22 protein-coding genes are annotated in these 22,452 nt (G+C 58.8%); 6 read left to right on the top strand and 16 right to left on the bottom strand.

Going from position 1 to position 22,452, the window contains the following annotated elements; genetic code table 11:
• Positions 1 to 254 precede the first annotated feature (254 nt).
• Together AC06G8_RS05905 and AC06G8_RS05900 are read left to right on the top strand one after the other, a co-directional pair.
• Positions 255 to 680, top strand: coding sequence for a hypothetical protein (locus tag AC06G8_RS05905; RefSeq protein ID WP_480284716.1), 426 nt, complete (start codon positions 255 to 257; stop codon positions 678 to 680).
• Positions 680 to 1,756: a phosphodiester glycosidase family protein gene (locus tag AC06G8_RS05900; protein ID WP_480284715.1), complete on the top strand. Its 1,077-nt coding sequence runs from the start codon at positions 680 to 682 to the stop codon at positions 1,754 to 1,756. Before AC06G8_RS05905 ends, AC06G8_RS05900 begins: the two co-directional genes overlap by 1 nt.
• Positions 1,757 to 1,871: 115 nt before the next feature.
• On the opposite strand, the gene tsaD is transcribed toward AC06G8_RS05900, so the two are convergent.
• From tsaD to AC06G8_RS05865, 7 genes are all read right to left on the bottom strand, one after another.
• Entirely contained in the window at positions 1,872 to 2,939 is a 1,068-nt protein-coding gene (gene tsaD / locus AC06G8_RS05895; protein WP_480284714.1) for a tRNA (adenosine(37)-N6)-threonylcarbamoyltransferase complex transferase subunit TsaD, read from the bottom strand.
• Positions 2,936 to 3,454, bottom strand: coding sequence for a ribosomal protein S18-alanine N-acetyltransferase (gene rimI, locus AC06G8_RS05890; RefSeq protein ID WP_234993094.1), 519 nt, complete (start codon positions 3,452 to 3,454; stop codon positions 2,936 to 2,938). Before rimI ends, tsaD begins: the two co-directional genes overlap by 4 nt.
• A 4-nt stretch (positions 3,455 to 3,458) precedes the next feature.
• Positions 3,459 to 4,391 carry a tRNA (adenosine(37)-N6)-threonylcarbamoyltransferase complex dimerization subunit type 1 TsaB gene (tsaB, locus tag AC06G8_RS05885; protein WP_480284713.1) on the bottom strand — a complete coding sequence of 311 codons (933 nt, stop codon included), beginning with the start codon at positions 4,389 to 4,391 and terminating at the stop codon, positions 3,459 to 3,461.
• Positions 4,378 to 4,878 (bottom strand): tRNA (adenosine(37)-N6)-threonylcarbamoyltransferase complex ATPase subunit type 1 TsaE, encoded by a 501-nt coding sequence (tsaE, locus tag AC06G8_RS05880; protein WP_480284712.1) that lies wholly within the window; start codon positions 4,876 to 4,878, stop codon positions 4,378 to 4,380. Before tsaE ends, tsaB begins: the two co-directional genes overlap by 14 nt.
• A gap of 254 nt (positions 4,879 to 5,132) precedes the next feature.
• Positions 5,133 to 6,008: a YitT family protein gene (locus AC06G8_RS05875; protein ID WP_447664813.1), complete on the bottom strand. Its 876-nt coding sequence runs from the start codon at positions 6,006 to 6,008 to the stop codon at positions 5,133 to 5,135.
• Positions 6,009 to 6,505: 497 nt separating this feature from the next.
• On the bottom strand, positions 6,506 to 6,703 hold the full coding sequence (locus tag AC06G8_RS05870; RefSeq protein WP_447664815.1) for an H-type small acid-soluble spore protein: 198 nt from the start codon (positions 6,701 to 6,703) through the stop codon (positions 6,506 to 6,508).
• 13 nt (positions 6,704 to 6,716) lie between these two features.
• Positions 6,717 to 7,052, bottom strand: a complete 336-nt coding sequence (locus tag AC06G8_RS05865; RefSeq protein WP_480284711.1) for a hypothetical protein — start codon at positions 7,050 to 7,052, stop codon at positions 6,717 to 6,719.
• 149 nt (positions 7,053 to 7,201) lie between these two features.
• On the opposite strand from AC06G8_RS05865, the gene ku reads away from it, so the two are divergent.
• Genes ku through ligD form a run of 3 tightly spaced genes read left to right on the top strand, consistent with a single transcriptional unit; the run spans position 7,202 to position 10,193 of the window.
• Entirely contained in the window at positions 7,202 to 8,134 is a 933-nt protein-coding gene (ku, locus tag AC06G8_RS05860) for a non-homologous end joining protein Ku (RefSeq protein ID WP_480284710.1), read from the top strand.
• The gene (locus AC06G8_RS05855) at positions 8,134 to 9,273 is read left to right on the top strand and encodes an ATP-dependent DNA ligase (protein WP_480284709.1); all 1,140 of its coding nucleotides are present in this window, start codon (positions 8,134 to 8,136) and stop codon (positions 9,271 to 9,273) included. The genes ku and AC06G8_RS05855 overlap by 1 nt, the downstream gene beginning before the upstream one ends.
• 5 nt (positions 9,274 to 9,278) lie before the next feature.
• On the top strand, positions 9,279 to 10,193 hold the full coding sequence (gene ligD, locus AC06G8_RS05850; protein ID WP_480284708.1) for a non-homologous end-joining DNA ligase: 915 nt from the start codon (positions 9,279 to 9,281) through the stop codon (positions 10,191 to 10,193).
• Positions 10,194 to 10,559: 366 nt separating this feature from the next.
• Here ligD and cls read toward each other — a convergent pair whose 3' ends face one another.
• Entirely contained in the window at positions 10,560 to 11,987 is a 1,428-nt protein-coding gene (gene cls / locus AC06G8_RS05845; RefSeq protein ID WP_480284707.1) for a cardiolipin synthase, read from the bottom strand.
• 311 nt (positions 11,988 to 12,298) lie between these two features.
• Here cls and AC06G8_RS05840 point away from each other — a divergent pair, with 311 nt between their 5' ends.
• Positions 12,299 to 12,790: a bactofilin family protein gene (locus AC06G8_RS05840; protein ID WP_480284706.1), complete on the top strand. Its 492-nt coding sequence runs from the start codon at positions 12,299 to 12,301 to the stop codon at positions 12,788 to 12,790.
• An 85-nt stretch (positions 12,791 to 12,875) separates the two neighbouring features.
• On the opposite strand, the gene AC06G8_RS05835 is transcribed toward AC06G8_RS05840, so the two are convergent.
• From AC06G8_RS05835 to AC06G8_RS05800, 8 genes are all read right to left on the bottom strand, one after another.
• Positions 12,876 to 13,688 (bottom strand): ABC transporter permease, encoded by an 813-nt coding sequence (locus AC06G8_RS05835; RefSeq protein WP_480284705.1) that lies wholly within the window; start codon positions 13,686 to 13,688, stop codon positions 12,876 to 12,878.
• The gene (locus tag AC06G8_RS05830) at positions 13,672 to 14,628 is read right to left on the bottom strand and encodes an ABC transporter ATP-binding protein (protein WP_447664826.1); all 957 of its coding nucleotides are present in this window, start codon (positions 14,626 to 14,628) and stop codon (positions 13,672 to 13,674) included. Before AC06G8_RS05830 ends, AC06G8_RS05835 begins: the two co-directional genes overlap by 17 nt.
• A 188-nt stretch (positions 14,629 to 14,816) precedes the next feature.
• Positions 14,817 to 15,065: a hypothetical protein gene (locus AC06G8_RS05825; RefSeq protein WP_480284704.1), complete on the bottom strand. Its 249-nt coding sequence runs from the start codon at positions 15,063 to 15,065 to the stop codon at positions 14,817 to 14,819.
• Positions 15,066 to 15,500: 435 nt separating this feature from the next.
• On the bottom strand, positions 15,501 to 16,004 hold the full coding sequence (locus tag AC06G8_RS05820) for a DUF1854 domain-containing protein (RefSeq protein ID WP_447664828.1): 504 nt from the start codon (positions 16,002 to 16,004) through the stop codon (positions 15,501 to 15,503).
• A 2-nt stretch (positions 16,005 to 16,006) separates the two neighbouring features.
• The gene (locus AC06G8_RS05815) at positions 16,007 to 18,361 is read right to left on the bottom strand and encodes an ABC transporter ATP-binding protein (protein ID WP_480284703.1); all 2,355 of its coding nucleotides are present in this window, start codon (positions 18,359 to 18,361) and stop codon (positions 16,007 to 16,009) included.
• 130 nt (positions 18,362 to 18,491) lie between these two features.
• Positions 18,492 to 18,851: a hypothetical protein gene (locus tag AC06G8_RS05810; protein WP_480284702.1), complete on the bottom strand. Its 360-nt coding sequence runs from the start codon at positions 18,849 to 18,851 to the stop codon at positions 18,492 to 18,494.
• A gap of 105 nt (positions 18,852 to 18,956) precedes the next feature.
• Positions 18,957 to 21,272, bottom strand: coding sequence for a glycosyltransferase family 4 protein (locus AC06G8_RS05805; protein ID WP_480284701.1), 2,316 nt, complete (start codon positions 21,270 to 21,272; stop codon positions 18,957 to 18,959).
• Entirely contained in the window at positions 21,269 to 22,450 is a 1,182-nt protein-coding gene (locus AC06G8_RS05800) for a glycosyltransferase family 4 protein (RefSeq protein ID WP_480284700.1), read from the bottom strand. The genes AC06G8_RS05805 and AC06G8_RS05800 overlap by 4 nt, the downstream gene beginning before the upstream one ends.
• Positions 22,451 to 22,452: the final 2 nt, after the last annotated feature.

The following is a 22,452-nucleotide window of genomic DNA, read 5'->3' as shown; positions in this document are numbered from 1 at the left end:
TGTATTGAAAAAAATATCCCCATTTTCTGCACAGCGTTTTTCCAGCAAGGAAGCGGCTGCAGCCCAGCTGTCCACAGATAAGGCCGGTGTTGTGGGCAATATCGTTCAGCAGCCGGGAAGGCTGTCCGGGGTGACCGGGCAGGAAGGCTATGGTAGAATAGGACCCACACAGGAAATGGATGCAACATGTTCCAGTCTTTTGCCGTCATAGAATCAGTCAAGCAATACCGCAATGATCAAGAGGTGATTCCAGCATGAACCAAGACACGCCGGCCGTCTATTCGCGAATGGAAGCGGCCGTTCCCCGACGCACCGCCCGCAGGTCCCCCGTACCGTTCCTGATCGCCTGGCTCCTCATCACGGCTGCAGGCATAGCCGGAGCCTGGTTCTATACGCAGCACTTGCAGCAGCAGATGTCCTTGCAGATCCAGCAGCAGACCGACATGCAGATCGCCGAGCTCCAAGCCAGGTACGACGAGAAACTGGACAAGCTGGAATCGGGTTACCAGACCGAGCTCGCCGCCTTGAACAGCAAGGTGCAGAGCCTCAATGAGCTGCTCGCTTTCACCCGCGACAACGCCAGCGGCAAGACCGACAACAGCAACAAGCTGTTCACCCAGCTGAGCGAAGTCCAAAAACAGCTCGACGAGCTGAAGAAAAACCTGGATGTGCTGAAATAATGCGGGGCATCGACGTGCGCGTCATCAATCGGCGCATGCTGCTCATGACCGCCCCATTCCTCGGCGCGCTTCTGTTCCTGCTGCTGCATCAGCCTGAGGTGAGGCTTCCCGGCTCGACGGCTGCTGCTCCCCCAGCGCCCAAGGACACGTCCGGACAAGTCCAGGCCATCGGGACCGGATTCGAGCAGGCCAAGACCAGCGCCGTCCATACGGCCGGCTCCATCCAGAAAGCCGCTGCGCTGTACAATCAGACCAGCCAGCGGATGAACGTCATTGCTGGCATGGCGCGCTCCCAGAGCGGCCGTCCGCTCGCCGTTTACGACCGCCGCATCAGCATTCCGCTCGGAAGCCCGTCGGAGACGATCCAAACGGACAAGCTTACCGCACAGCTGTATTTCATCAAAGCCCAGAACTTCAACGGCTACGCGCTCAAAGTGAAGCTCAAGCAAGAGGGAGCGATGAAGCTGGCGATCGGCGGAGACAAGCCGGGCCGGGCGGAGACGACGCTCGCAGCCGTCAAGCGCTACAATGCCGTCGCCGGCATCAATGCCGGCGGATTCGCCGACGACGGCTCCGGCCGCCGGTACCCGCTGAGCACGACCGTCATGGAAGGGAAATACATCGGCGGATTCGAGCCGTCCTACAAGGATCTGTTCTTCGTCGGCCTGAGCAAGGAGCGCAAGCTGATCGGCGGAAAGTATTCGAGCCGCCACCAGCTGGACCGGGAAAACCCCGAATTCGGCGTCTCGTTCGTCCCTGTCCTGATGAAAGGCGGCGTCGCCCAGCCGATTCCGCTGAAGTGGCAGCTGAGCCCGCTGCGGGCGCCCCGTACCGTCGTCGCCAACTACAAGGACGACCAGCTGCTGTTCATCGTCGTGGACGGCTACAATGAAGCCGGCAGCTCCGGGGCGACGCTCGGCGAGATGCAGATCCTGCTCTCCCGCTTCAAGGCCGTGGACGGCTACAATCTGGACGGCGGCGGCTCCTCGACGCTCGTATTCAACGGCCGCATCGTCAACCATCCGTCGGACAAGAAGCTCCGTCCGCTTGCGACGAATTTCCTTTTCTTTTCTTGAACAGCAAAGGGGCAGTCGGCCAAGTCATTCCACCGGCTTGGGTTGCTGCCCCTTTTATCAGGAGTGCAAAGAGGCTGGCGCCTTCATGGCGCCAGCCTCTTTGCTTGAAAGAAAGTTATTCGGCCGGCATCGCAGGCCTGGCCTCGCGGACGGACCACTCCTCGAGCGACAGGCCGGGATCGGCCTTCAGATCGAAGCCGGTGAACTGGCTCCGCGTCCACTTCAGATGGGCGGCGGCGCCGATCATCGCGGCATTGTCCGTGCACAGCGAATGCGGAGGAATGAGCAGCGGCAGCCGCTCCGCGGCGCACAGCTCTTCCAGCCGGCTGCGCAGGCCGCGGTTGGCGGCGACGCCGCCGCACAAGAGCAGCTGCCGCGCTCCGAACTCCTTGGCGGCACGGATCGCCTTCACCGTCAGCACTTCGATGACGGATTCCTGGAAGCCGCGCGCAAGCGCAGGCACATCAAGCTCCAGCCCTTTCATCCTGGACTGGTTGATGGCTGCGAGCACGGCGGATTTCAAGCCGCTGAAGCTGAAATCGTAGGAGCCCGGCTCCAGCCAGGAGCGCGGAAGCTCGGCTGCATGCTCCGCCGCCGCTGCCTGCCGGTCGATGTGAGGACCGCCGGGATAAGGGAACTTCAACGCCCGGGCGACCTTGTCGTAGGCCTCGCCGACCGCGTCGTCCCGCGTGCGGCCGACAATGCGGAAGACGCCCTCCTCCTCCAGCATCACGAGCTCGGTATGGCCGCCGGATACGACAAGCGCCAAGCATGGATATTGAATCTCGTGCACGAGCGCATTGGCGTAGATATGCCCTGCGATATGATGGGTGCCGATCAGCGGCACGTCAAGCGCCATCGCCAGGCTCATCCCGGAGACGATGCCGACGAGCAGCGCGCCGACAAGTCCCGGCCCCTGGGTGACGGCAATGGCGGACAGATCCTTCGCCTCGATGCCGGCTTCGGAGATCGCCTGCTCGATAATGAGCGTGATGACTTCGACATGCTTGCGGGAGGCAACCTCCGGCACGACGCCGCCGAACTGGCGATGCGTCTCGATCTGGCTGGAGACGATATTGGAGAGAATCTCGCGTCCGCCGCGAATGACTGCCGCGGACGTCTCGTCGCAGCTGGTCTCAATGGCTAGAATAAGTTCTTCTTCCCTGTACGACTGTGCGTTCATTGGGCTTGTCCCTCCGCTTGCGGCTGCCCAAGCTCCGCCCACATGATCAAGGCGTCCTCGTTGTTGTCGGAATAGTAGCCCGGACGGATGCCGGACGGCTCGAAGCCGAATTTGCGGTACAGCGACTGCGCCACTTCATTGGTTACCCGAACCTCCAGCGTCATCCGGACGGCTCCGAAAAAGACCGCGAGCTTCTTCAGCTCGGACAGCAGCCGCGCTCCCAGCTTGCGTCCGCGGAACTCCCGGCTCACCGCGATGTTGGTCACATGAGCCTCGTCCATGATCAGCCACATGCCGCCGTAGCCGATGATTTCACCGTGCAGTGTCATGACCATGTACCGCGCGAAATGGTTATGTGTAAGCTCGTTCACGAAAGCATCGGAGGTCCACGGAGAAGTGAACGCCTCATGCTCGATCGCGATGATGGACGGGATGTCGTCGAGCTTCATCGAACGGAACACCAGGTCATCCTCGCCGGATGCAGCATGAAGCTGCATGACGTCGTAATCCGCCATCGTTTTACGCCTCCCCGGGTTTCTCCAATAATTTAGCTTCCGCTTCAGCCAATTGCGTGTAGTTTGGAACAAATGCGTGCGCGTCATCCGCTTCACCTCCGGCTAGCCGCCTGCTTCCAAGCCAGGCTGCGCTGCGCCCTTCCATGACATGAGGCTGCCTTGCGACAGCAGGAGCTCCTCCGGGCAAGCCCGCAAGGAGGGATTCCAGCATCGAGATGGATTCCTCATGCTTTTCCAGGTCTCCCGTAAAGACAATCCGTTCCGGCCTCCCAGCGGCATCCGTAATCTCCAGCCGTTCATAAAGCCTGCGCGCCCAATCCGAAGCGAGCCGGATGGCGTCCGTTTCGAGGCGCCGCCAGCCTTCCCTATCGGAAGCGGCAAAGAGAGCCGTATAGGCTTGTCCTCTCCGGGCGTCGATCAGGGGAACGGCCCAAGACGCTCCGACCGCATCAGCGGACGTCGCGGCATCCGCCGCTTCGCCATGGCTGGCTACAGCCTCGGAGCTTTGCCCTGCATGCTCGCGCCATGCGCCGACGGCCAGCGCCTCAAGCGTAGACACGCCGACGATCGGCAGCTTCCAGGCCCAGGCCAGCGTCTTCGCGACGGATGCCGCTATGCGGACGCCCGTATAGGAGCCCGGGCCGATGCCCGCAGCGATGCCATCCAGCTGCCCGGGGGAGATGCCGGCATCGGCGAGCAGCTTCTGTACGGCCGGCACGACATGCGCCGAATGGTTGCGCTCGGCCGGCGACTGGACGCTGGCGAGCACTTCGTCGCCCCGCGTCAAGGCGGCGGCAAGCACCGCCGTCGCCGTGTCCAGCGCCAGGACGAGCAGCTCTTCCCTTGGCTTGGCCTGCCTCAAGCTCGTGTCCGTTGCGCCATCAACTCGCGGAGAGCTCTCCGCTCCGGCTCCTGCGGCCGGATCATGCTCCGTCATCACACTGCTCCTCCCTCTCGGCGATAAGCCTGCACCATTCCGCATAAGGGAGACCGCGGCCTTCCAGCCGTATCCGCCTCTCGCTGCCTCCCAGATGCTCGATGTACAGCTCCAGCCTGGATTCCGGAATCAGTTCCGGAATCAGGCTCGCCCATTCCACGAGGGAGACGCCGCTTCCGTAGAAATATTCGTCCAATCCGAGCTCGTCGGCCTCTTCCTGCGACAGCCGATAGACATCCATATGGTACAGCGGCATCGTTCCGCTGGCATACTCTTTTATAATCGTAAAGGTCGGGCTGTTAACCACTCCCTTCACCCCGATCGCGGCGGCGAACGCCTGCGAGAACCGGGTTTTGCCCGCGCCAAGATCGCCATCCAGCGCGATCACCGTTCCGGGAGCGGCCCATGCGGCCAGCATTTCCGCGAGCCGGACCGTGTCCGACTCCTCCCGCGCGCGCCAACTGGCTGTTGCTGCGGCCTCTGTCATCTGTGTATCCCACCTTGCTATGTTCCGCTTTCATCCGCTTCCGGAATCTTGTTCTCATTATATCGGCCCCCTTCCTCTGCCGCAACCGCCGCCGGGCGGGCTCCGCACGGACATCCGAACGCCATGGCGGACAGCAGCCGACCGTCCTTCGCGGCGAGCCGTCGACGCCTGCGCTTGCCTGACGGCAGCGGACAGAAAAAAACTCCGCAGGCAGATGTCTGCCTTGCGGAGCATGCGTCCTGCCGCCGATCGCGCTAGTGAATATCGCGCTTCTTGAAGCGGCCGCCCTTGACGTCATGGATATTGCCGACGGCCAGGAAGGCGCCGGGGTCCATGTCGGTCACGATCGATTTGAGCTTGGCTTCCTCGAGGCGCGTCACGACGACGAACAGCACTTTCTTGTCGCCGCCGGTGAATCCGCCCTCGCCGTTGAGATAAGTGACGCCGCGGCCAAGACGGCTCATGATGGCTTCCCCGATGTCGCGGTACTCGTCGCTGATGATCCAGACGGCCTTGGATTCGTCGAAGCCCTCGATGACGATGTCGATCATCTTGTAGGCGATATAGTAGGCGATGAGCGAGTACATCGCACGGTCCCAAGAGAACACGAAGCCCGCGCTCGACAGGATGAACAGATTCGCGAACATGACGATCTCGCCGACCGAGAAAGGCAGCTTCTTGGAGAGGAGGATCGCGACGATCTCCGTGCCGTCGAGCGAGCCGCCGAAGCGGATGACGAGGCCGACCCCGACTCCGAGCACCATGCCTCCGAAGATCGAGGCGAGGAACTCGTCGATCGTGAGCGGATCGACTTCATGCAGCAGGTAAGTCGTCAGCGACATGACGGCTACTCCGTACAGAGTCGACAGCGCGAAGGTCTTGCCGATCTGCTTATACCCCAGGAAGAGGAACGGAAGGTTGAGGAGGAAGAGGAAAAGTCCGAGAGGAACGTCAGTCAAATAAGAAAGCATGATGGAAATGCCGGTGATGCCTCCGTCGATGATGTTGTTCGGCACCAGGAAAATCTCCAGGCCTACCCCCATCAGGACGGCTCCGACGGTGATGAACAAGACCCGCTTGAACACTTCAAAGAATGGCAGCTTGAGATGCTGCCCCTGCGCTGTTACCATGCCCCCACACCCTTTCAATCTGTCTTGCTTATGACCTTTATGCTAATTATAAAGTATTTTCGCTCTAAATTAAAGGAAAAGGGTGGATTTAGCTAATTTTTAACGTATTTCTCCACAAAAAGACTCGTTATCTCCGGTTATCGATGGTTATCTTTCTTTATCTTGATTTTAACCCTGACATGACCGTCTAAGGTTTGTATCCCCATCTATCTATATGTATTTTCGCCCCTTCCCGTTATTCCGATCATTTGGTATCGTTGGGGATGCCGGACATTTCCGGCGGAAGGGGAAACAGCCATGTCAGCAGGCCGTCACAGGCCGTCATCACCGCCATCGGCTCGCGCCCAGCACGAGGTCGACCTCGCGAGGGGAACCTGGTCCCGCAAGCCGGCTACGCAAGTGCAGCCGAACCGCAAAAAAGAACAGCGCCGCTCTTGGTGCCGCAAAGGCAACGGGAACGACGCTGTTTTTTTGTTTTCACGAATTCAGCGCGGCCTTTAGTTTTCTCGGTGCGGCTGGCCTTCATGAAGCTGTTCGACCGATACGGTCTGCGTGTTCTGAGGGGTCGTGCCGACCTGCACGGTCGCCATGCCGTTCGCCTCGTCCACATTCTCGATCCAGACGGAGTGCCCGCCCAAGTGGACGGTCACCATATCCTTGGAGCCGTAGATTTCCATCGCTCTTTTTACATCCACCGCGAATTCCCTCCTATTCTCCGTCCTCTGCTTCTTCCTTCAGCATCATCGTATCCGTCGTCGACTCTCCGATATGGCCGTTGTGGATCGTGACCTGGCCGCCTCCGAGACCTTCGCCCACCATCCGGTCGATATCCATCTCGTAATCGACCCTGCCGCCATGGTCGGCCGTCCGGCCGACGCCGGCATTCGTCATCGTACGCGCTCCGCCTTCCTCCAGCGAGCCGTCCAGCTCCGTGCTCATTTCGGCAGCCAGATCCGGAAGGCTCTTCTCGTCGCGGCTGCTGGCCAGCATATGGCGGCTGTCCAGCCTGCGCTCAAGATGGCGGCGTATTTCCTGCTCGTCCATTCGCCTCACGCCTCCTTTCCGGGGCTGTCGTCAGCCTTAATGAGAAATATGCCCGCAGCAGCCGGGCTTCATGCATGGGAACCCCCTCCGGATGGGCACACTGGTAGGAAATAATGCCGGAACTCCGGCTGCAAGGAGGCGCGATAGCTATGCATACCGTATGGAAAGGCGCGATCAGCTTCGGACTGGTGCATGTGCCCGTCAAGATGTTCTCCGCCACGGAGGACAAGGACATCTCGCTGCGCATGCTGCATTCTGTCTGCGGCAGTCCGATCGCCTATGTGAAGGAATGCCCCGTATGCGACAGGCGAATCGAAACGAATGAAATCGTCAAAGGCTATGAATACGAGAAAGGCCGCTTCGTCACCTTCGAAAAGGAAGAGCTGGACCAGCTCGGCGGAGAGAAGTCCAAAACGATTCAGATCATCGATTTTGTCGCCTTGGAGGAGATCGATCCGATCTATTTCCAGAAAACCTATTACCTCTCCCCCGATCAGGCGGGTGGAGGAGCTTATTCGCTGCTGATGGAAGCGATGAAGGAATCCGGCAAGATCGGCATCGCCAAAATTTCCATCCGCTCCAAATCAAGCCTCGCCGCGATCCGCGTCCTCGACGGCTGCCTCGCGATCGAGACGATCTTCTATCCCGACGAAATCCGTCCGATCCAGCAGGTGCCGAACCTGCCCGGAGCGGTCGTTCTGAATGACAAGGAGCTGTCGATGGCCAAGCTCCTCATCGATCAGCTGACGACGCCGTTCGAGCCCGAAAAATACACCGACGATTACCGGAGCGCCATGCATGATCTCATCCAAGGCAAGATTGCCGGCGAAGATGTCCGCATCGCGCCGCAGCAGGAGCCCGCACATGTGCTGGATCTGATGGCCGCCCTGCAGGCAAGCCTGGAATCGGTCAAAGGACCTGCCGCAGCGCCCGTGCTCGATACCGGTGCAGCGGACAAGCCCAAGAAGAAAAGCGCGAAAGCGCCGGCAGCCGGTCTGGCGGACTCCGGAGAAGCCGATAAGCCCGCGAAGAAAGCCGCCAAGCCGCGCGCCAAGAAAACCAAGGAATCCGGCGTTTCCTGATGCGCGCCGCGAAAGGCAGCCTTCCGCTCGGCCTGACGGCGCCGATGGCGCCCATAACGAGAGCCGATCTTCCGCAAGGAGAAGACTGGGGCTACCAGATCAAATGGGACGGCGTCAGGCTGCTTGCCGACATCGGCTCCGACGGCAAGGCGCTGCTGTATTCGCGCCAAGGATTGATCAAGAACAACATTTACCCCGAAGTTGTCGTCGTAATAGAGAAGGCTGCTCTCGGCCGCTGCATTCTGGACGGAGAGCTGATCGCCTGGACGGGCAGCAGGCCCAGCTTTCAAAAGGTTCTGCAGCGCGAGCGCATGCGCGGCAAGCAGGGCGGAACCAGGCTGACGCCGCTGCGGAATCCGGAGGTAGCGGCGGAGGCGATGGCCGGCGGCGCGGGCAGCAAGAATTCCGCCCACGACCTTTCCGGATCGGACGACAGGTTGCTGCGGCCGCAGCCTTCGCAACAGCATCCCGACATCGACAACCATGCCGATGCTGCCGATCGGCCGCTGCCTTCGCAGCCTCCCGCCGGACTCGCCTACGTGCTGTTCGATATGCTGGCGGCGGGAGGCCAGGATCTCAGAGGCCTGCCTTATCTGCAAAGGCATGAAGCCCTCCTGAGCCTCTCTCCGAGGCTGCCGGACGGCATGCTGGTGACGGAGCTTTACCGCGATGGAGATGCTCTGTGGCATTGGGTCGCGGAAGCCGGCTGGGAAGGCGTCGTCAGCAAGCGCCTGAACTCTCTTTATAAGGAAGGCAAGCAGCACAAGGATTGGTTCAAGAAAAAAACAGCCCTGCTGCTGGATGTGGACATCGTCGGCCTCAAGATTCGGGATGGAATGGCGGCAAGCCTCGTCATGAGCGCCGAGGGGCAATATTTCGGCAGCGTATCGCTTGGACTGACCGGCGAGATGCGCGCGCTCCTGACAAGCCAGCTTGTGCCGGAAGGCGCATTCGCCGGCGGCTCTCTGCAAGCGGGGGCGGCCCTTCCTTTCGCCGCACTCCCGGATGACCTGAGAAAGGAACGGGTCGTCTGGCTTCAAAATCCTTTTCCTTGCACAGTAACCGGGCTGGAGATCACCGAGGCCGGCCAGCTTCGCCATCCCAAGATCGCCGGATTCGGCCGCCGGAGAGGAGATTAGCGTCCATGCCAGCATCCAAAGGCTATCGCAGCGAAAAGGGAAGCATTACGCTGGACGGCCATCAGCTGACGATTACGAACCCGTCCAAGCCGCTGTGGCCGGAGATGGGCATCACCAAGCTCATGTATCTGGAGAAGCTTGTCCAGCTCTCCCCATTCCTGATTCGGCATTGCCGCGACCGCCATTTGACGACGATCCGTTATCCGCACGGCATCCATGACAAGTCCTTTTACCAGAAAAATTGCCCCGAGCCGCGGCCCGAGTTCGTCCGGACCCGGTCCGACGGCAGCATCGACTATGTCGTTCTCGACTCGCTGCCGACCCTGATCTGGCTCGGGAATCTGGCTTGCCTCGAATTCCATGCCTCCTTCGACCTGGCCGACGATCCCCAGCATCCGACCGAATGGGTCATCGATCTCGATCCTTCCGTCGAAGAGGAGCCGAGAATCATGGAGGCGGCGTGGCTTGTCGGCGAGCAGCTGAGAGGCCTTGGCATCGAGTCGATCGCCAAGACGAGCGGCGCTACCGGCGTACAGCTCATCGTGCCGCTGGCGGATCGGCTGAGCTTCGACGAGCTGCGCTCCATCGGGATGTTCGTCGGAGGCTTTATGACCCAGAAGCATCCCAAGCTGTTCACGGTGGAGCGGCTCAAGAAGAACCGCGGTGATCTGATCTATTTCGATTACCTGCAGCATTATCAAGGCAAGACGATTGCCGCTCCCTACACGCCGAGGGCCAGAGCCGGAGCGACCGTCTCCACCCCGCTGGAATGGGACGAAATCAGGCAAGGGGCGCAGCCGCGCGACTTTCACCTGCTCAATATCCATGATCGTCTCCAGCAGTGCGGGGATCTTCTTGCGCATGCCCCCAAGCAGGCGCTTCGTCCGATTTTGGATTTTTTGAAAAGCAGGACACTATAACCAAGATATGTTATAATATGCTACATTATGTATCATTTAATTGAAACATATGGGGTGAACGGGTTGAGTCTGGCTGTCGTCAAAGTGATTTGCTATAGCTGCGGGAATGCGGATTCATTCCCTTCCCTTAAAGACAAGCTAGGCTTATCCGACCCGGCTTCGAGAGAGCAAATAGCCGCAGGCTTGGAACGGAAAGCCTTGTTCCACACCTGCAGCCACTGCTGTACGCTGTTTAGAATCATAGAAGCCGATCTTGTTCCTCGGCCGCCTGCGCTTTGAATCTTCGAATCGCTGGCTTGCCGGCCGCATCATCTCTTCGGCCCGGCTCCTCCCGGGCCGGCTCATGCCGGTTCTCAGGCCAGCATTCTACAATAGCGGCGACAGCATATGCGCCGCCACTTCCGCCGCCTTCTGCGTCCACGGACGCGCCTCGAATTCGCCGAGCTTCAGCTCGTAGCAATCCTTCAAGTCAAGCATGAAGTCCTCCTCCAGCCTTCCGATCGCCTTGCTCCCGAACAGATTCGCATTGATCTCGAAATTGCTGAAGAAGCTTCTCATATCCATATTCGCCGTTCCGACCGACGCCATGAGCCTGTCCACGATCATGACCTTCGCATGGATGAAGCCTTTGCGGTAGCGATAGATGCGGACGCCCGCCTCCAGCAAGTCCTGGACATAAGAGAGCGAAGAATAGAGCACCAGCCTGGAATCCGACTTGTGAGGGAGGATGATCCGGACATCCACGCCGCTCAGCGCCGCCGTCCGCAGCCCCATCAGGACGCTCGGGTCGGGAATGAAGTAAGGCGTAGCGATGTAGAGCTTCTCCTTGGCGGCGCTGATTGCGGAAAATACGCTCTCCAGAATGGAGTCCGCGCTCGTATTCGGTCCGCTGGCGACGATCTGTACCTGCTCGCTGCCGCTGCAGCCATGCTCGGGAAGATAGGCGGGATGATCCAGCCTCTCCCGCGCCGTGAACCACCAGTCCCGCATGAACACCAGCTGCAGATAATAGACCGCATCCCCTTCAATCCGCACATGCGTGTCGCGCCAGAAGCCCAGCTTCGGATTTTTGCCGAGATATTCGTCCCCGATGTTGATTCCTCCGACGAAGCCGATCTTCCCGTCGACGACGACAATCTTCCTATGGTTCCGGAAGTTGACGCGCTTGTCGAAGAAGGCGAAGCGCGGGGCAAGGAAGCACTGCATCTTCACGCCGCCGTCCAGAAGCTCCTGCACATAGGCGTTTTTGAGCTCCAGACTGCCGATCCCGTCGTAAATGACCCTCACCTCGACGCCTTCGGCGGCTTTGCGGAGCAGCATCGCCTTGAACTTGCAGCCGATCTCGTCATGGCGGATCGTATAATAATCGAGATGAATGTGATGGCGGGCGGAATCCAGCGCCTGCAGGATCGAGGCATAGGTCGGCTCCGCGTTGGTGAGGATCTTCGTCCGGTTGCGGCCGGTGACCGGCAGCATCGAGAAGCTGCCGAGCAGGTTGAACAGCCGCACCTCATGCTTGAAGTCCGGATTTTCCATGTCTCCGGGCCGATGGATGAGAGCGCTCTGCCGCAGCGCCTTGAGCTGGACCTCCTGGGCGATGACTCCCCTTCGCCGGACCGTCCGCCTCGTCTGGTACTCGCGCGCGACGAAATAGTACATGACAAAGCCGATGATCGGCAGCACGAACAGGATGAGCAGCCATGCGACGGTTTTGCCCGGCTGGCGGTACTCGAGAATGAGGATCGTCATGATTTGAAAGAGAAAGATGAACAGGGCAAGCACGAGCCAGAACATGGGGCACCTCTTTTGCGGATTGGCGGAATATTATTGCTCTCCATAGATATAAGTATCAACGGACAACCATCTTTTAAAGCAGAACCTTTCAGCAAAGTTGCGGTAGCCGCCGTGAACATGCGCGCTGCGCATTGTCATGCGGCTTGATATCAGTCCGCTGCCTTCCGCTCGGCTTGATCAGCGCCTCTTCGCTGGCAGACCGTCTGTTCGGTCGCGGGCATCCTGTCGGCTTCTTCAGGAATGAAGCCGGTTCTGTACGAATATATACAACATAGCACGTATCCGAATCCATTCCAGGGAGGCGAATATCCATGTTCAAGGAAAACAAGCGCTGGTCGGCTTCGGACACCCTGATCGGCCAGGGCACCCGGGCGGAAGGAACCCTATCCTGTCAGGCAAGCCTGAGAATCGAAGGGGAGTACAGGGGCGACATCGATTGCAAGGAGGATGTCATTGTCGGAGAGAGCGGAGTGGTTCGCTCCAATATCTCGGCCAAAGACATCACGATCTCCGGCAAAGTCTACGGGGATGTCACCACGACAGGGCGCCTGACGATCATGTCGAGCGGCCAGCTGCACGGCAGCGCGGCCGTCGCCTCGCTCATCGTTCAGGACGGCGGCATTCTGAGCGGCAGCTGCCGCATGGAGCAGCGTGCTCCCGAGCAGGCTCAGCAGAAGGCGCCGGAGCAGGCGCAGCCCGTGCAGCAGACGGCACAGCCGCAATCGCGCCCGATGGCGGCGGCAGACGGCGTCCGCGAGACCTCGCGCGACGGAACGCTGAAGGAGCGCCGGCAAGCGGGCTGAGACGCAGGGACGGTTCCGCTGAAAAGCGTCAAAAAAGCCCCGGAAACGGGGCTTTTTATCGTTTTGCTACATGCAGGAGTGCCGGTCAAGCCGCAACATCGCGTCTCGTAAACACGAACCATGACAACGCCATGAAGATGACATAATAGCCGGCAAGGACGGCGAGAGAGAAGCCCAGCGTCATGCCGTCGCTCGCCCCGCTGGAGCCCATGCCGATGTATCGGGTCAGATCGAGATGCTGGAACAGCACGTAATCGACCCATTGGCGGTCGATCAGCCCGAACAGCTGGCCGAGCGTCTTGCCCATCAGCACGACGAACAAGGAAAGTCCGATCGCCAGGGCGCCGCTGCGGAACACCGATGAAATCATGAAAGCCAGCGTGACGGTCACGATCAGAGAGATGAACTGCATGATGAAGGACTGGTTGAAATACGACCAGGCCGACATCGTCGGGTCCGCGGCTCCGAACACCTGGGCCGCCTTGATGCCTTTCTCGTAGCCGAAGAAGATGATGTTGACCAGCAGCAGTGCGGCATACAGCAGCGCCATGCTGAAAAATCCGAACAGAAGCGTCGCCGCGTACTTGGACAGCAGGATTTTCGAGCGGGACCAAGGGCGGATCAGCAGCAGCTTGATCGTTCCCGCCGTGAATTCTCCCGCGACGATGTCAGCGGCGACAATGACGGCGAAAATGCTGACCAGCGGCATCATCACGATCGTCTCGATGCCGACCATCTGCCACATGGAAGGCGTGTTCACACTGGATGAATAGGCGATTCCCGATACCGCGGCAATCGCAAGGACCATGAGTCCCCACATGATCCATACCCGGGCGCGCCGGTAGATCTTCATGTTCTCGTTGAGCACGAGATTCCCGAAATCAAACAACCGACTCACCTCCCGTCACTTCCAGGAATTGATCCTCGAGCGACTTGGCCTTGGACCGGATTCCGTATACCCGGATGCCTTCCTTCACCAGGAGAGCGTTGAGCTCCGCTATATCCTCGCGCAGCGCGTCGATGACCAGCAATCCGTCCTTTACCGATGCGCGGATCTCCCTGCCCCCGTCGTCTCCGGCAGGACGGATCGACTGGCGGATGATCGCCAGCGCATCGTCCGGACGGTCGAGCTCGAACTGGACCGGTACGGGCATCGCTTCCTGCGATCCCTCGCCGCTGCGCAGCGAGCGGATATCGATCAGCTTGCCGGCCTGGATGATGGCGACCTGATCGCACATCAGCTCCATCTCGGAGAGCAGATGGCTCGAGACGAATACCGTAATCCCTTCCTCTTCGGCGAGCCTGCGCAGGTAATCCCTCAGCTCCCGGATGCCGGCAGGATCAAGGCCGTTGGTCGGCTCGTCCAGGATCAGCAGCGACGGCTTGTGCAGCAGCGCCTGGGCGACGCCCAGCCTCTGCCTCATGCCCAGCGAGTAGGTCTTCACCTTGTCGTGGATCCGCTTGTCCAGCCCCGCAAGACGGATGACTTCGTCGATGCGGTTCCTCCCGACTCCCGGAATCATGCGAGCGAAGTGAAGCAGGTTCTGGTATCCCGTCAAGTATTTGTACATCTCCGGATTTTCGACGATAGCCCCTACATGGCGGATCGCCTTCTCGTAATCCGTGGCGATGCTGGCTCCGCCGATGCGGATTTCGCCTTCCGTCATTCTCATCAGGCCTACCATCATCCGGATCGTCGTCGTCTTGCCCGATCCGTTCGGACCGAGAAAGCCGAATACTTCACCCCGCGGCAAATCCAGAGTGAGGCCGTCGATAATGGTCTTGCCTCCTATTTTCTTGGTCACGTTCCTGAATTGAACGATTGCGCTCGTCTCCAAACCCGCACCTCCCATATGGCCTTCCAGCTCTTTACATATCCTGTAGTATTATAGACCATCAAGCAGGGAAAGTGGAACCTGGACCTTGGTCGGGAAAGCAATTTGAAGGCTGCCGCACGCAAGGCAAGAACAGATCCGGGCAAAAAAAAACCTGCCTTGCCCAGGCAGGATCAGCCTCTCTGGAAAAGTCAGGCAGTAAGAATCTTGCCGCGCCCGATAAATCCGCTTCCCTCTCTCGTCCTGCGCTCCGCAGGCAAGGCCACGATCTCGAAGTGGGAACCACCGCTTCCCGAATCTTCCGCATCCAGGCTCATAGCGCAGGAACGGCAGTAGCCGAGACGGTAGGAACGGCGATAGAAACCGGTTTTGAACAGGATCTCCGCTTCCTGGCGGGATATCAACTTCTCGCAGCACACGCAGTGGAATTGCTCGGTCAAGCTGCATCTCTCCTTAGATGAAAAAATGGGACGGCTTAGGTTACGAACTGTATCTGATTCCTGGCCGAAAGCTCAGGATCGCGGGCGATTGCTTCTTGTCGGCTGTAACCTTGCCAGAACTTAAATCCGATCTGACGACTTCAACGGCAAAGGTTTTTGCGTAATACGGGGAGCTTGCATCCTGCTCGCAAGCAGCCGATGCATTGTTACAAAATGTATCATAAACTCCTTCTATAATTTATGACAAATCTCGATTCCCGTCAAGGGCTAAAACTCATTTTTTTGTCGAAAGCGTTCTCAATATGAATACGCTTACATATTTGACGAATATAGCTGAATTCCTTCTCGTTATATTATCAAATAGCCCCGGATGCAATACCGTTAGGCATTGCATCCGGGGTTCGGATTATCCATCCAACAGGCTCAGGCTCGTCCTCAACTGATCTTGCCCCACTGCTCCCGGCTGTTCCGATCCATCCGCTCCAGCCCGGACAGCTCGTACCGCCGTTCGTCATCGTCCGTCACGATCCACCTGCCGTCGGACAGCTCATGGATGCCTTCGTGGAGGATGCTCATGCGCAGCGTGCTCGGTCCATAATCCGTCTCGACCGACCAGATCCACTCCGAGCCTTTTTTGCGGATGGCCGCGATCCGTTCGATCCGGGGAATGATATAGCTGCGCTCCAGCTCCAGGACGGCGGCCTGGCGGCTTTCCTCCTCCAGCTGATCCAGCTCGGCCAGCAAGGCGATCTCCACATTGTCTTCATAGGATCGAATGGAGATGAGCCGATCCGGCAAGGAATACGGGAAGCAGCGGACCAGCTTCACCCTCCCCATCTGCTCGCCGCCGCGCACCGCCTTCAAGTATCCTTCGCGGTTGTGGTACAGCAGCACATCATCCGGCTTGGAGCGGTTCATATAGACGAGATTGTTCATCATTCCTATCCCACCTCCGAAGGCGGCTCGGTCATCTGCTTCTGCGACTCGACCAGCCTGTAATACGTCCCTTTGCTCTTGTACAGCTCGTCATGCGTGCCTGTCTCGGCTATGCGGCCATTGTCCAGCACGATGAGCCGGTCCGCCCCGCGGAGCGTAGACAGCCTGTGCGCGATCGCGATCGTCGTCCGGCCGCGGATCAAGCGGGCAAGGGCTTCCTGAATTTCACGCTCCGTCTCGGTATCGACCGAAGCCGTCGCCTCGTCGAGGATGAGGATCGCCGGATCGAGCAGCACCGCCCGCGCAATCGCGATCCGCTGCTTCTCCCCGCCCGACAGCCGGTGCCCGCGCTCCCCGACCCTCGTCTCGTAGCCTTCGGGAAAGCCGCAGATGAACGTATGGGCGTTGGCGATCCGCGCCGCCTCGATGATCCGCTCGGGAGTCGCGTCCTTCATGCCGTAGGCGATATTCTGGGCGATCGTGCCGTCGAACAGGAACGTCTCCTGGAGCACGACCCCGATATGGGAGCGCAGGCTTTCCTGGCGGATATCCCGCAGATCGACCCCGTCCAGGCTGATGCGGCCGTCATCGGGATCGTAGAAGCGGCAGACCATGTTGATCAGCGTCGTCTTGCCCGCTCCGGAATGACCCACCAGGCCGACCATCTCGCCGGGCCGGATGGCGAGGTCGATTCCTTTGAGAACCGTGCGCTGCTTGTCGTAGCCGTACCTCACGCCCTCGAACCGAATCTCGCCCTGGACGGCCGGCAGCGCCGCCGCGTCCTCCCGATCCGGCGTATCGCTCGGCGCGTCCATGATCTCGAAGATCCGCTCCGCCGATCCCATGACGCGGTTGATCATCCCGAGCGAAGCGCCCATGAACTGCAGCGGGCCGAAGAACATGACCAGGTAGGAAGCATAAGCCGTCAGCGATCCCAGCGACATGCTGCCGTCGAGGACATGCCTGCCCCCCATATACCAGACGAGCAGGCCGAAGGCGGCAATGACGAGAGAGAAGACGGGCGAGATGCCGATCCACATATTGCCCATGGAGATCATCTTTTTGACGAGCAGGTCATTGGCTTTGCCGAAGCGCTCCTTCTCCCGCTTCTCCTGGGCGAATGCCTTGATGACCCGGATGCCTTGAAGCGTTTCGCCGATGACGTTGTTGACCCCCATCGTGCCCATCCACTGCGAGTACCACATGACCTGCACGCGCGGCCACAGCCAGATCATCCCGAGACCGAGGAAAGGGAGCGGAATCAGAATCATCCAGGTCAGAGGGGCGCTCAGGTAGAACAGCAGGCCCAGCACCCCGACCGCCATCAATACCTGGGACAGAATCTGGATGAAGCCTTCCGTCAGGAACTGCTTGAGCTCCTCCGTATCGTTCTGGACGCGCCCGATGAACTGGGATACCTGCCTCCGGTCGAAATATCCGAGCGACAGCCGCATCAGCGAGGCGAACGCATCCTTGCGGATATCGCCCATCAGCTTGCCGCCAAAGCGCAGGCCGATGTAGCTTCTGGCCATGGACAAGCCCGTTCCCGCCAGATGGGCGCCGGCCATCGCTCCGATGAGCAGCAGAAGCACGGAAGCGTCTCCGCCTGCTGTGAAGTTGTCGATCAGGAGCTTCATGAGATAAGTAGGGAGCAGTTCGAGGAGAATGCTCAGCAGCAGCAGGATGCCGCTGGCCTTCATCAGCTTGCGGTGAGGCGAGGCATAAGCGAGTATGCGCCGGAACATCAGGGCCTTGTTGCTGCAGCGCAGGCACTTGGTCCGCCGGTGCAGCAGGCGCCTGCCGCAGACGGCGCAGGCTCTGCCCGTCCGCTGGAGGGCGTCCGCGGCCGGTTCATGCCCCGCTCCGCCACCGTCGTCCTGTCCGCTGCATGACGCGGGCGCGGACGGCTCCTGCCCCGCAGCGAAGCCCGGGACAGGCACCGGCTCGTCGAGCCAGGCTCTGATGGCCGGCATCGCCTTGGCGCATGCCTCCGCATGGGCGGCGGAGAACCGGCCCGCTTCCCGCATGCCGTCCCTCGTCATCAGGATCAAGGCTCCGCCCGACAAGGCCTGGCGGAATTCGATGTCATCGATCGTTCCTTTGGGGTATCTGCGCTGCAGCTGCCCCCTGTCGTTCAGAATGGCGATCTCGCGGTCCGTGAACAGCACCTTGTAGGATTCGAACTGGCGCGCCTCGTTGATGTCCCCGCTCAGCTTGAGCCAGGCTTGATCCAGCCTCAGCCTGAGAGCGGAGGCTGCTCCCGCAGCCGCGCCCTCCCGGTCTACCTTCTTGAAATTGCCTATTCCTTTCATGAGTACAGCCGGCCTTTCCGCGCGCTTCCTGCTAATCGCAGCTGCCATTTATTCCTGTCCCTGATCAAGCTAAATATTGTTACTCAGTACTTTGTGATACGAATTGTATCATTTCAATCAGCACAGCAAGTGCTCCTCTGCCATTATTCTTGATGGTAGCACGGATCCGCGAAGTTCCTTAAGCGATGTACAGCAGTCGGGATTTCCCGCAGAACATTGCTGCTGCCTGAAAGGCTGCCGCATCTCCCCCTGTGCTGATATCGAAAATCCAATCATTTTCTTCAGCGTTAATGGAACCATTATACGTAATGATTGTCCCGGCATCCGGCTTGATACGGGCATTGTATTTAAAGGTGACTATGATCGTCTTCGGAATGGTGATGCTGCTGGCGATCCGGTAAACGCCCTCAGGAATCAACACGCTTTGCGACGAATCTGCCATTGCGGCTGCCAGCGCATTTGAACTATCCGCTGTGGCTGTCTGATCCCCACCGAAATCTATGATGTTTGCCAGAAGGTAATGGATAAGGACGAACAATGCCTCGAGGTCAGCTAAACAGCTATGATTCAGATATCTCAACAGTACAATGTGCCAGATTCATAGCCATTTTTTTGCTCCTATTATTTATTTGTTCGGGGCAGTTTATACGGAAAGGCCTTTGGCACTGGCTTTGCTTCTTTCGATGTGCAGCGGATCCACGGCGCTTGACTGCTTTCCGCGTCCATGCATCGCGGAACGGACCGCCTCCCTGATTTCCCTCTCAAAACGCTCCTCTCCGAACTTCTCTGCATGGGCCCGGATGGCTTCCGAATTCCAGTGGGAACGCGGGAAATCGAGAAGTGCGGCCTCCAGTGAAGCTGCGGTCTGCTCCTCGAAGAACAAGCCATTGACACCCGGCATGATCGTATCCAGCGCGCCACCCTCACGATAGGCGATAACAGGCCTGCCGCAAGCGTTCACCTCCAGCGGAGTAATGCCGAAGTCTTCTACTCCGGGAAATATTAGTGCTCTACAGCCCCGCATCAATCGTTCCACCTCTTTATCCTGAAGACGGCCGGTGAAAGTTATCGTCGGTCCTCCGAGCTGCTCCAACCGGTTGCGGTCTGGACCTTGCCCGACGACAATGAGCTTTTGGGAGAGCAGCGTGCAGGCTTCGACCGCTATATCGATCCGCTTATAGGATACCAGCCTCGAGACGACCAAATAGTAGTCTCCTGTTTCCGCAACTTTTTCCGCTTTGAACCGCGAAAGATCCACTGGTGGATAAATGACCGAAGAGGACCGACCGTAGCAGTCTAGAATCCTTTCCTGCACGACGCTCGAGTTCGCTACAAGCTCGTCTATATCCGATGATCTCCGGCGATCCCAATGCTTAAGGGCAGGCACGAAACTGAAGGCTGCTTTTTTCACAAGAGGAGACACTCCCATCCCGTCGATATAATCGTCGAAGTTCCAGGCAAACCTCATGGGGGTGTGGCAATAGCATACATGGACGGCTCCTTTCGCCTTCCGGATTCCTTTGGCGTACGCGCTGCTGGAACTGATGATCAGGTCATAACCCTTAAGATCGATTGACCGGATGGCGGCTGGATAGAGCCAGAAGAACAACTTGAATTTCTTGAGGATCCCCGGAATCCGCTGCATCCAGGTCGTCCTTATGTCCGCGTCTTCAAGCTCCGGCAGCAGCTCGGAACGATCAGCGATCGTTGTAAAAATAGGGGCGTCAGGAAACATCTTATGGAACGTTCCCACGACCCTCTCCGCGCCGCCTCGCTGATTCAGGTAATCATGGACGATGGCGGTTCGAATTCCTGGTTTCAAGAGAGAGCGATAGATGCGCTCCACCTTCTCGACCGTCCTGTCGATGACAAAGTTCTTCCGGACATGTTCTCTTGCGTTGCGGCCGTATTCCTCCATAAGGGAATCGTCTGACAACAGACGATCCGCACACGCCATCAACCCTTCTGTATCCCCGACCTCATACAGAAGTCCGCATTTTTCATCGTCCACAACTTCAGGGACCCCACCTGCCCTCGTCGCTACGACCGGAATTCCTTGAGCCATGGCCTCGATCAGAACACGGCCAAAGGGCTCGTTGTCCGAGCACAAAACAAGGAGATCTGCTGAACAGCAGATCTCCTTGATATCGTTACGGAATCCGGTAAACCGTATCTTTCCTTTCAGCTTGGGAGAGCTTGCAAGCTCTCTTAGCCGTTTTTCGTAGAGGGTATTTTCTTCCCGAAACTTGGGCTCTCCAACGATCCACACTTCCAGATCATGGCCTTTTTCGAGCAGCCTTGCAGCGGCGAGAAGAGCATCCTCCTGACGCTTCCAAGGAGCGATCTGCCCGATCACCGCAAGCACCTTGACCTCAGCAGACGTTCCCAACTCCTGGCGGATCCGAGTGCGGTGGCTCTGCTTCTCCTCTGAATCGGCAAAATCCGCCTTGACTCCATTATGGATGACTCTTGCCAGCTTGCCGTTCGAATCCCCCGTCCCTTCGCGGACAGCCTCCGAAATGCAGATCCATGCGTCCGCACTTCTGGCGCCGAATCGCCGGATCATCCTGCCGATCAGACCACCCGGAGGGTTGTCACGGATATGCCAGATAATTGGGCGGCGATGCTTCCAGCGGAACAGGGACACCATCAATCCCGCCCGAATCGAGTTGGCATGAACAATATCGATGCTTCGTTCCTCAATCAGACGGGACACTCTCCACCCTTCTCGTAACATTCCGGCTGCATGCTTGAGAAGCGCAAACGGATTCTTAGTCATCCGGGCTCGGTAGCCGGGAACCTCATAGTACTCCAGGCCGAGCTCTCGCACCCGATCAGCCAGCTCTCCTTCCGGGGCGAGCAGAACAGGAACCGCTTCCTGCAGGTGAGAAGCCATAGTGACCAGGCTGATCTCCGCTCCGCTGATGACGGAGGTGTGATTGTAGTACCCGATCCTCATGAGTGTACCCTCCTTCCCGACTCCTGGGATGCGAGCTCGAACACATCGGTCACTCCCTTGGATACTTGCTCCCAGGTATAGTTTTCCATCACGTGGGCGCGGCATAGGGTACGATCCGGCAACAGCGACTCACCCTTGAGCATGCGGACGAGCAGGGCTGACATGGCCTCCGGGGAATCGTCCGCGAACAAGAGATCCGGCTCGAACCGCCCCAGGATTTCTTTCGTTCCGCCGTTAGGGGTACCCAGCACCGGTGTTCCGCAAGCGAGCGCCTCCACGGTGACCAGTCCGAATCCCTCCAAAGTCACGGTCGGCACGATCGCGGCATCGGCGGCTTGATACCAGCACACCAGATCCTCGTTGGATACGCGTCCCGTGAACCGAACTTTCTTCTCCATTCCCAGCTCTCGAGACAGTGCGTGCAGCTCCTCCCTCATGGCGCCATCTCCAGCGATGACAAGAACGGCATCTGGCACCACATCAACAACATCGGCCATCGCTCGAATCAAGCGGTCGATTCCCATCCGCCGCACCAATCGCCGAACGCAAAAAAGAACCCGATCGCCTGGAGCGAATCCGAGTTCTTTGCGTATTTGCTCCCTGTCCGCAGCTGGCTTGAACCTCCCTGTATCCACCGCACCAGGCACAATATGAATGCGATTCGATGGGATGCCGTAATCCTTCTGGAGCACGGAAGCAAAGTATTCGCTCAGGACGATGAATCGGTCTGAACGCTTATAAGCCAGGGATTCTACCTGTTTTTTCAGCTGGTACTTGATTCTCTGTGCGGACAGCCCGCTCCTGTCTTCGACGAGCGATTCCTGAGCCCATGGCCCGTGAAAGTGAGTGACGATCGGGATGCCTTGCGGCAGCTGCCCCTTGTTGATAAGAGAAGCATATAGGGCAAAGTGGGGATTATAAATGTCCGGCTGCCATTGCTTGCTACCCGAACCGGCCGCTTGGCGAAAGGCACGCATTCGACTCCATGTTCCTGCTCGGCCTTGGTGAGGCAGCACCTCCTCTACATATTGCGGTGCTGTCGTAGCACCTTCTGCTGTTACAAGAGCTCTGATCTCATGCCCCCGACTTTTCATGGCTGTAATGTAATCCGCGAAGTACCTGTTTAGCCCGCCAGGCGTATGGTCAATCCAACCCATTCCGGTCGTTAGAATTTTCAAGT

The sequence above is a fragment of the Paenibacillus sp. SJS-P3 genome (assembly GCF_056711585.1).
Note: the sequence above shows the minus strand (reverse complement) of the source record. Positions and strands in the feature narration are given on the sequence as shown.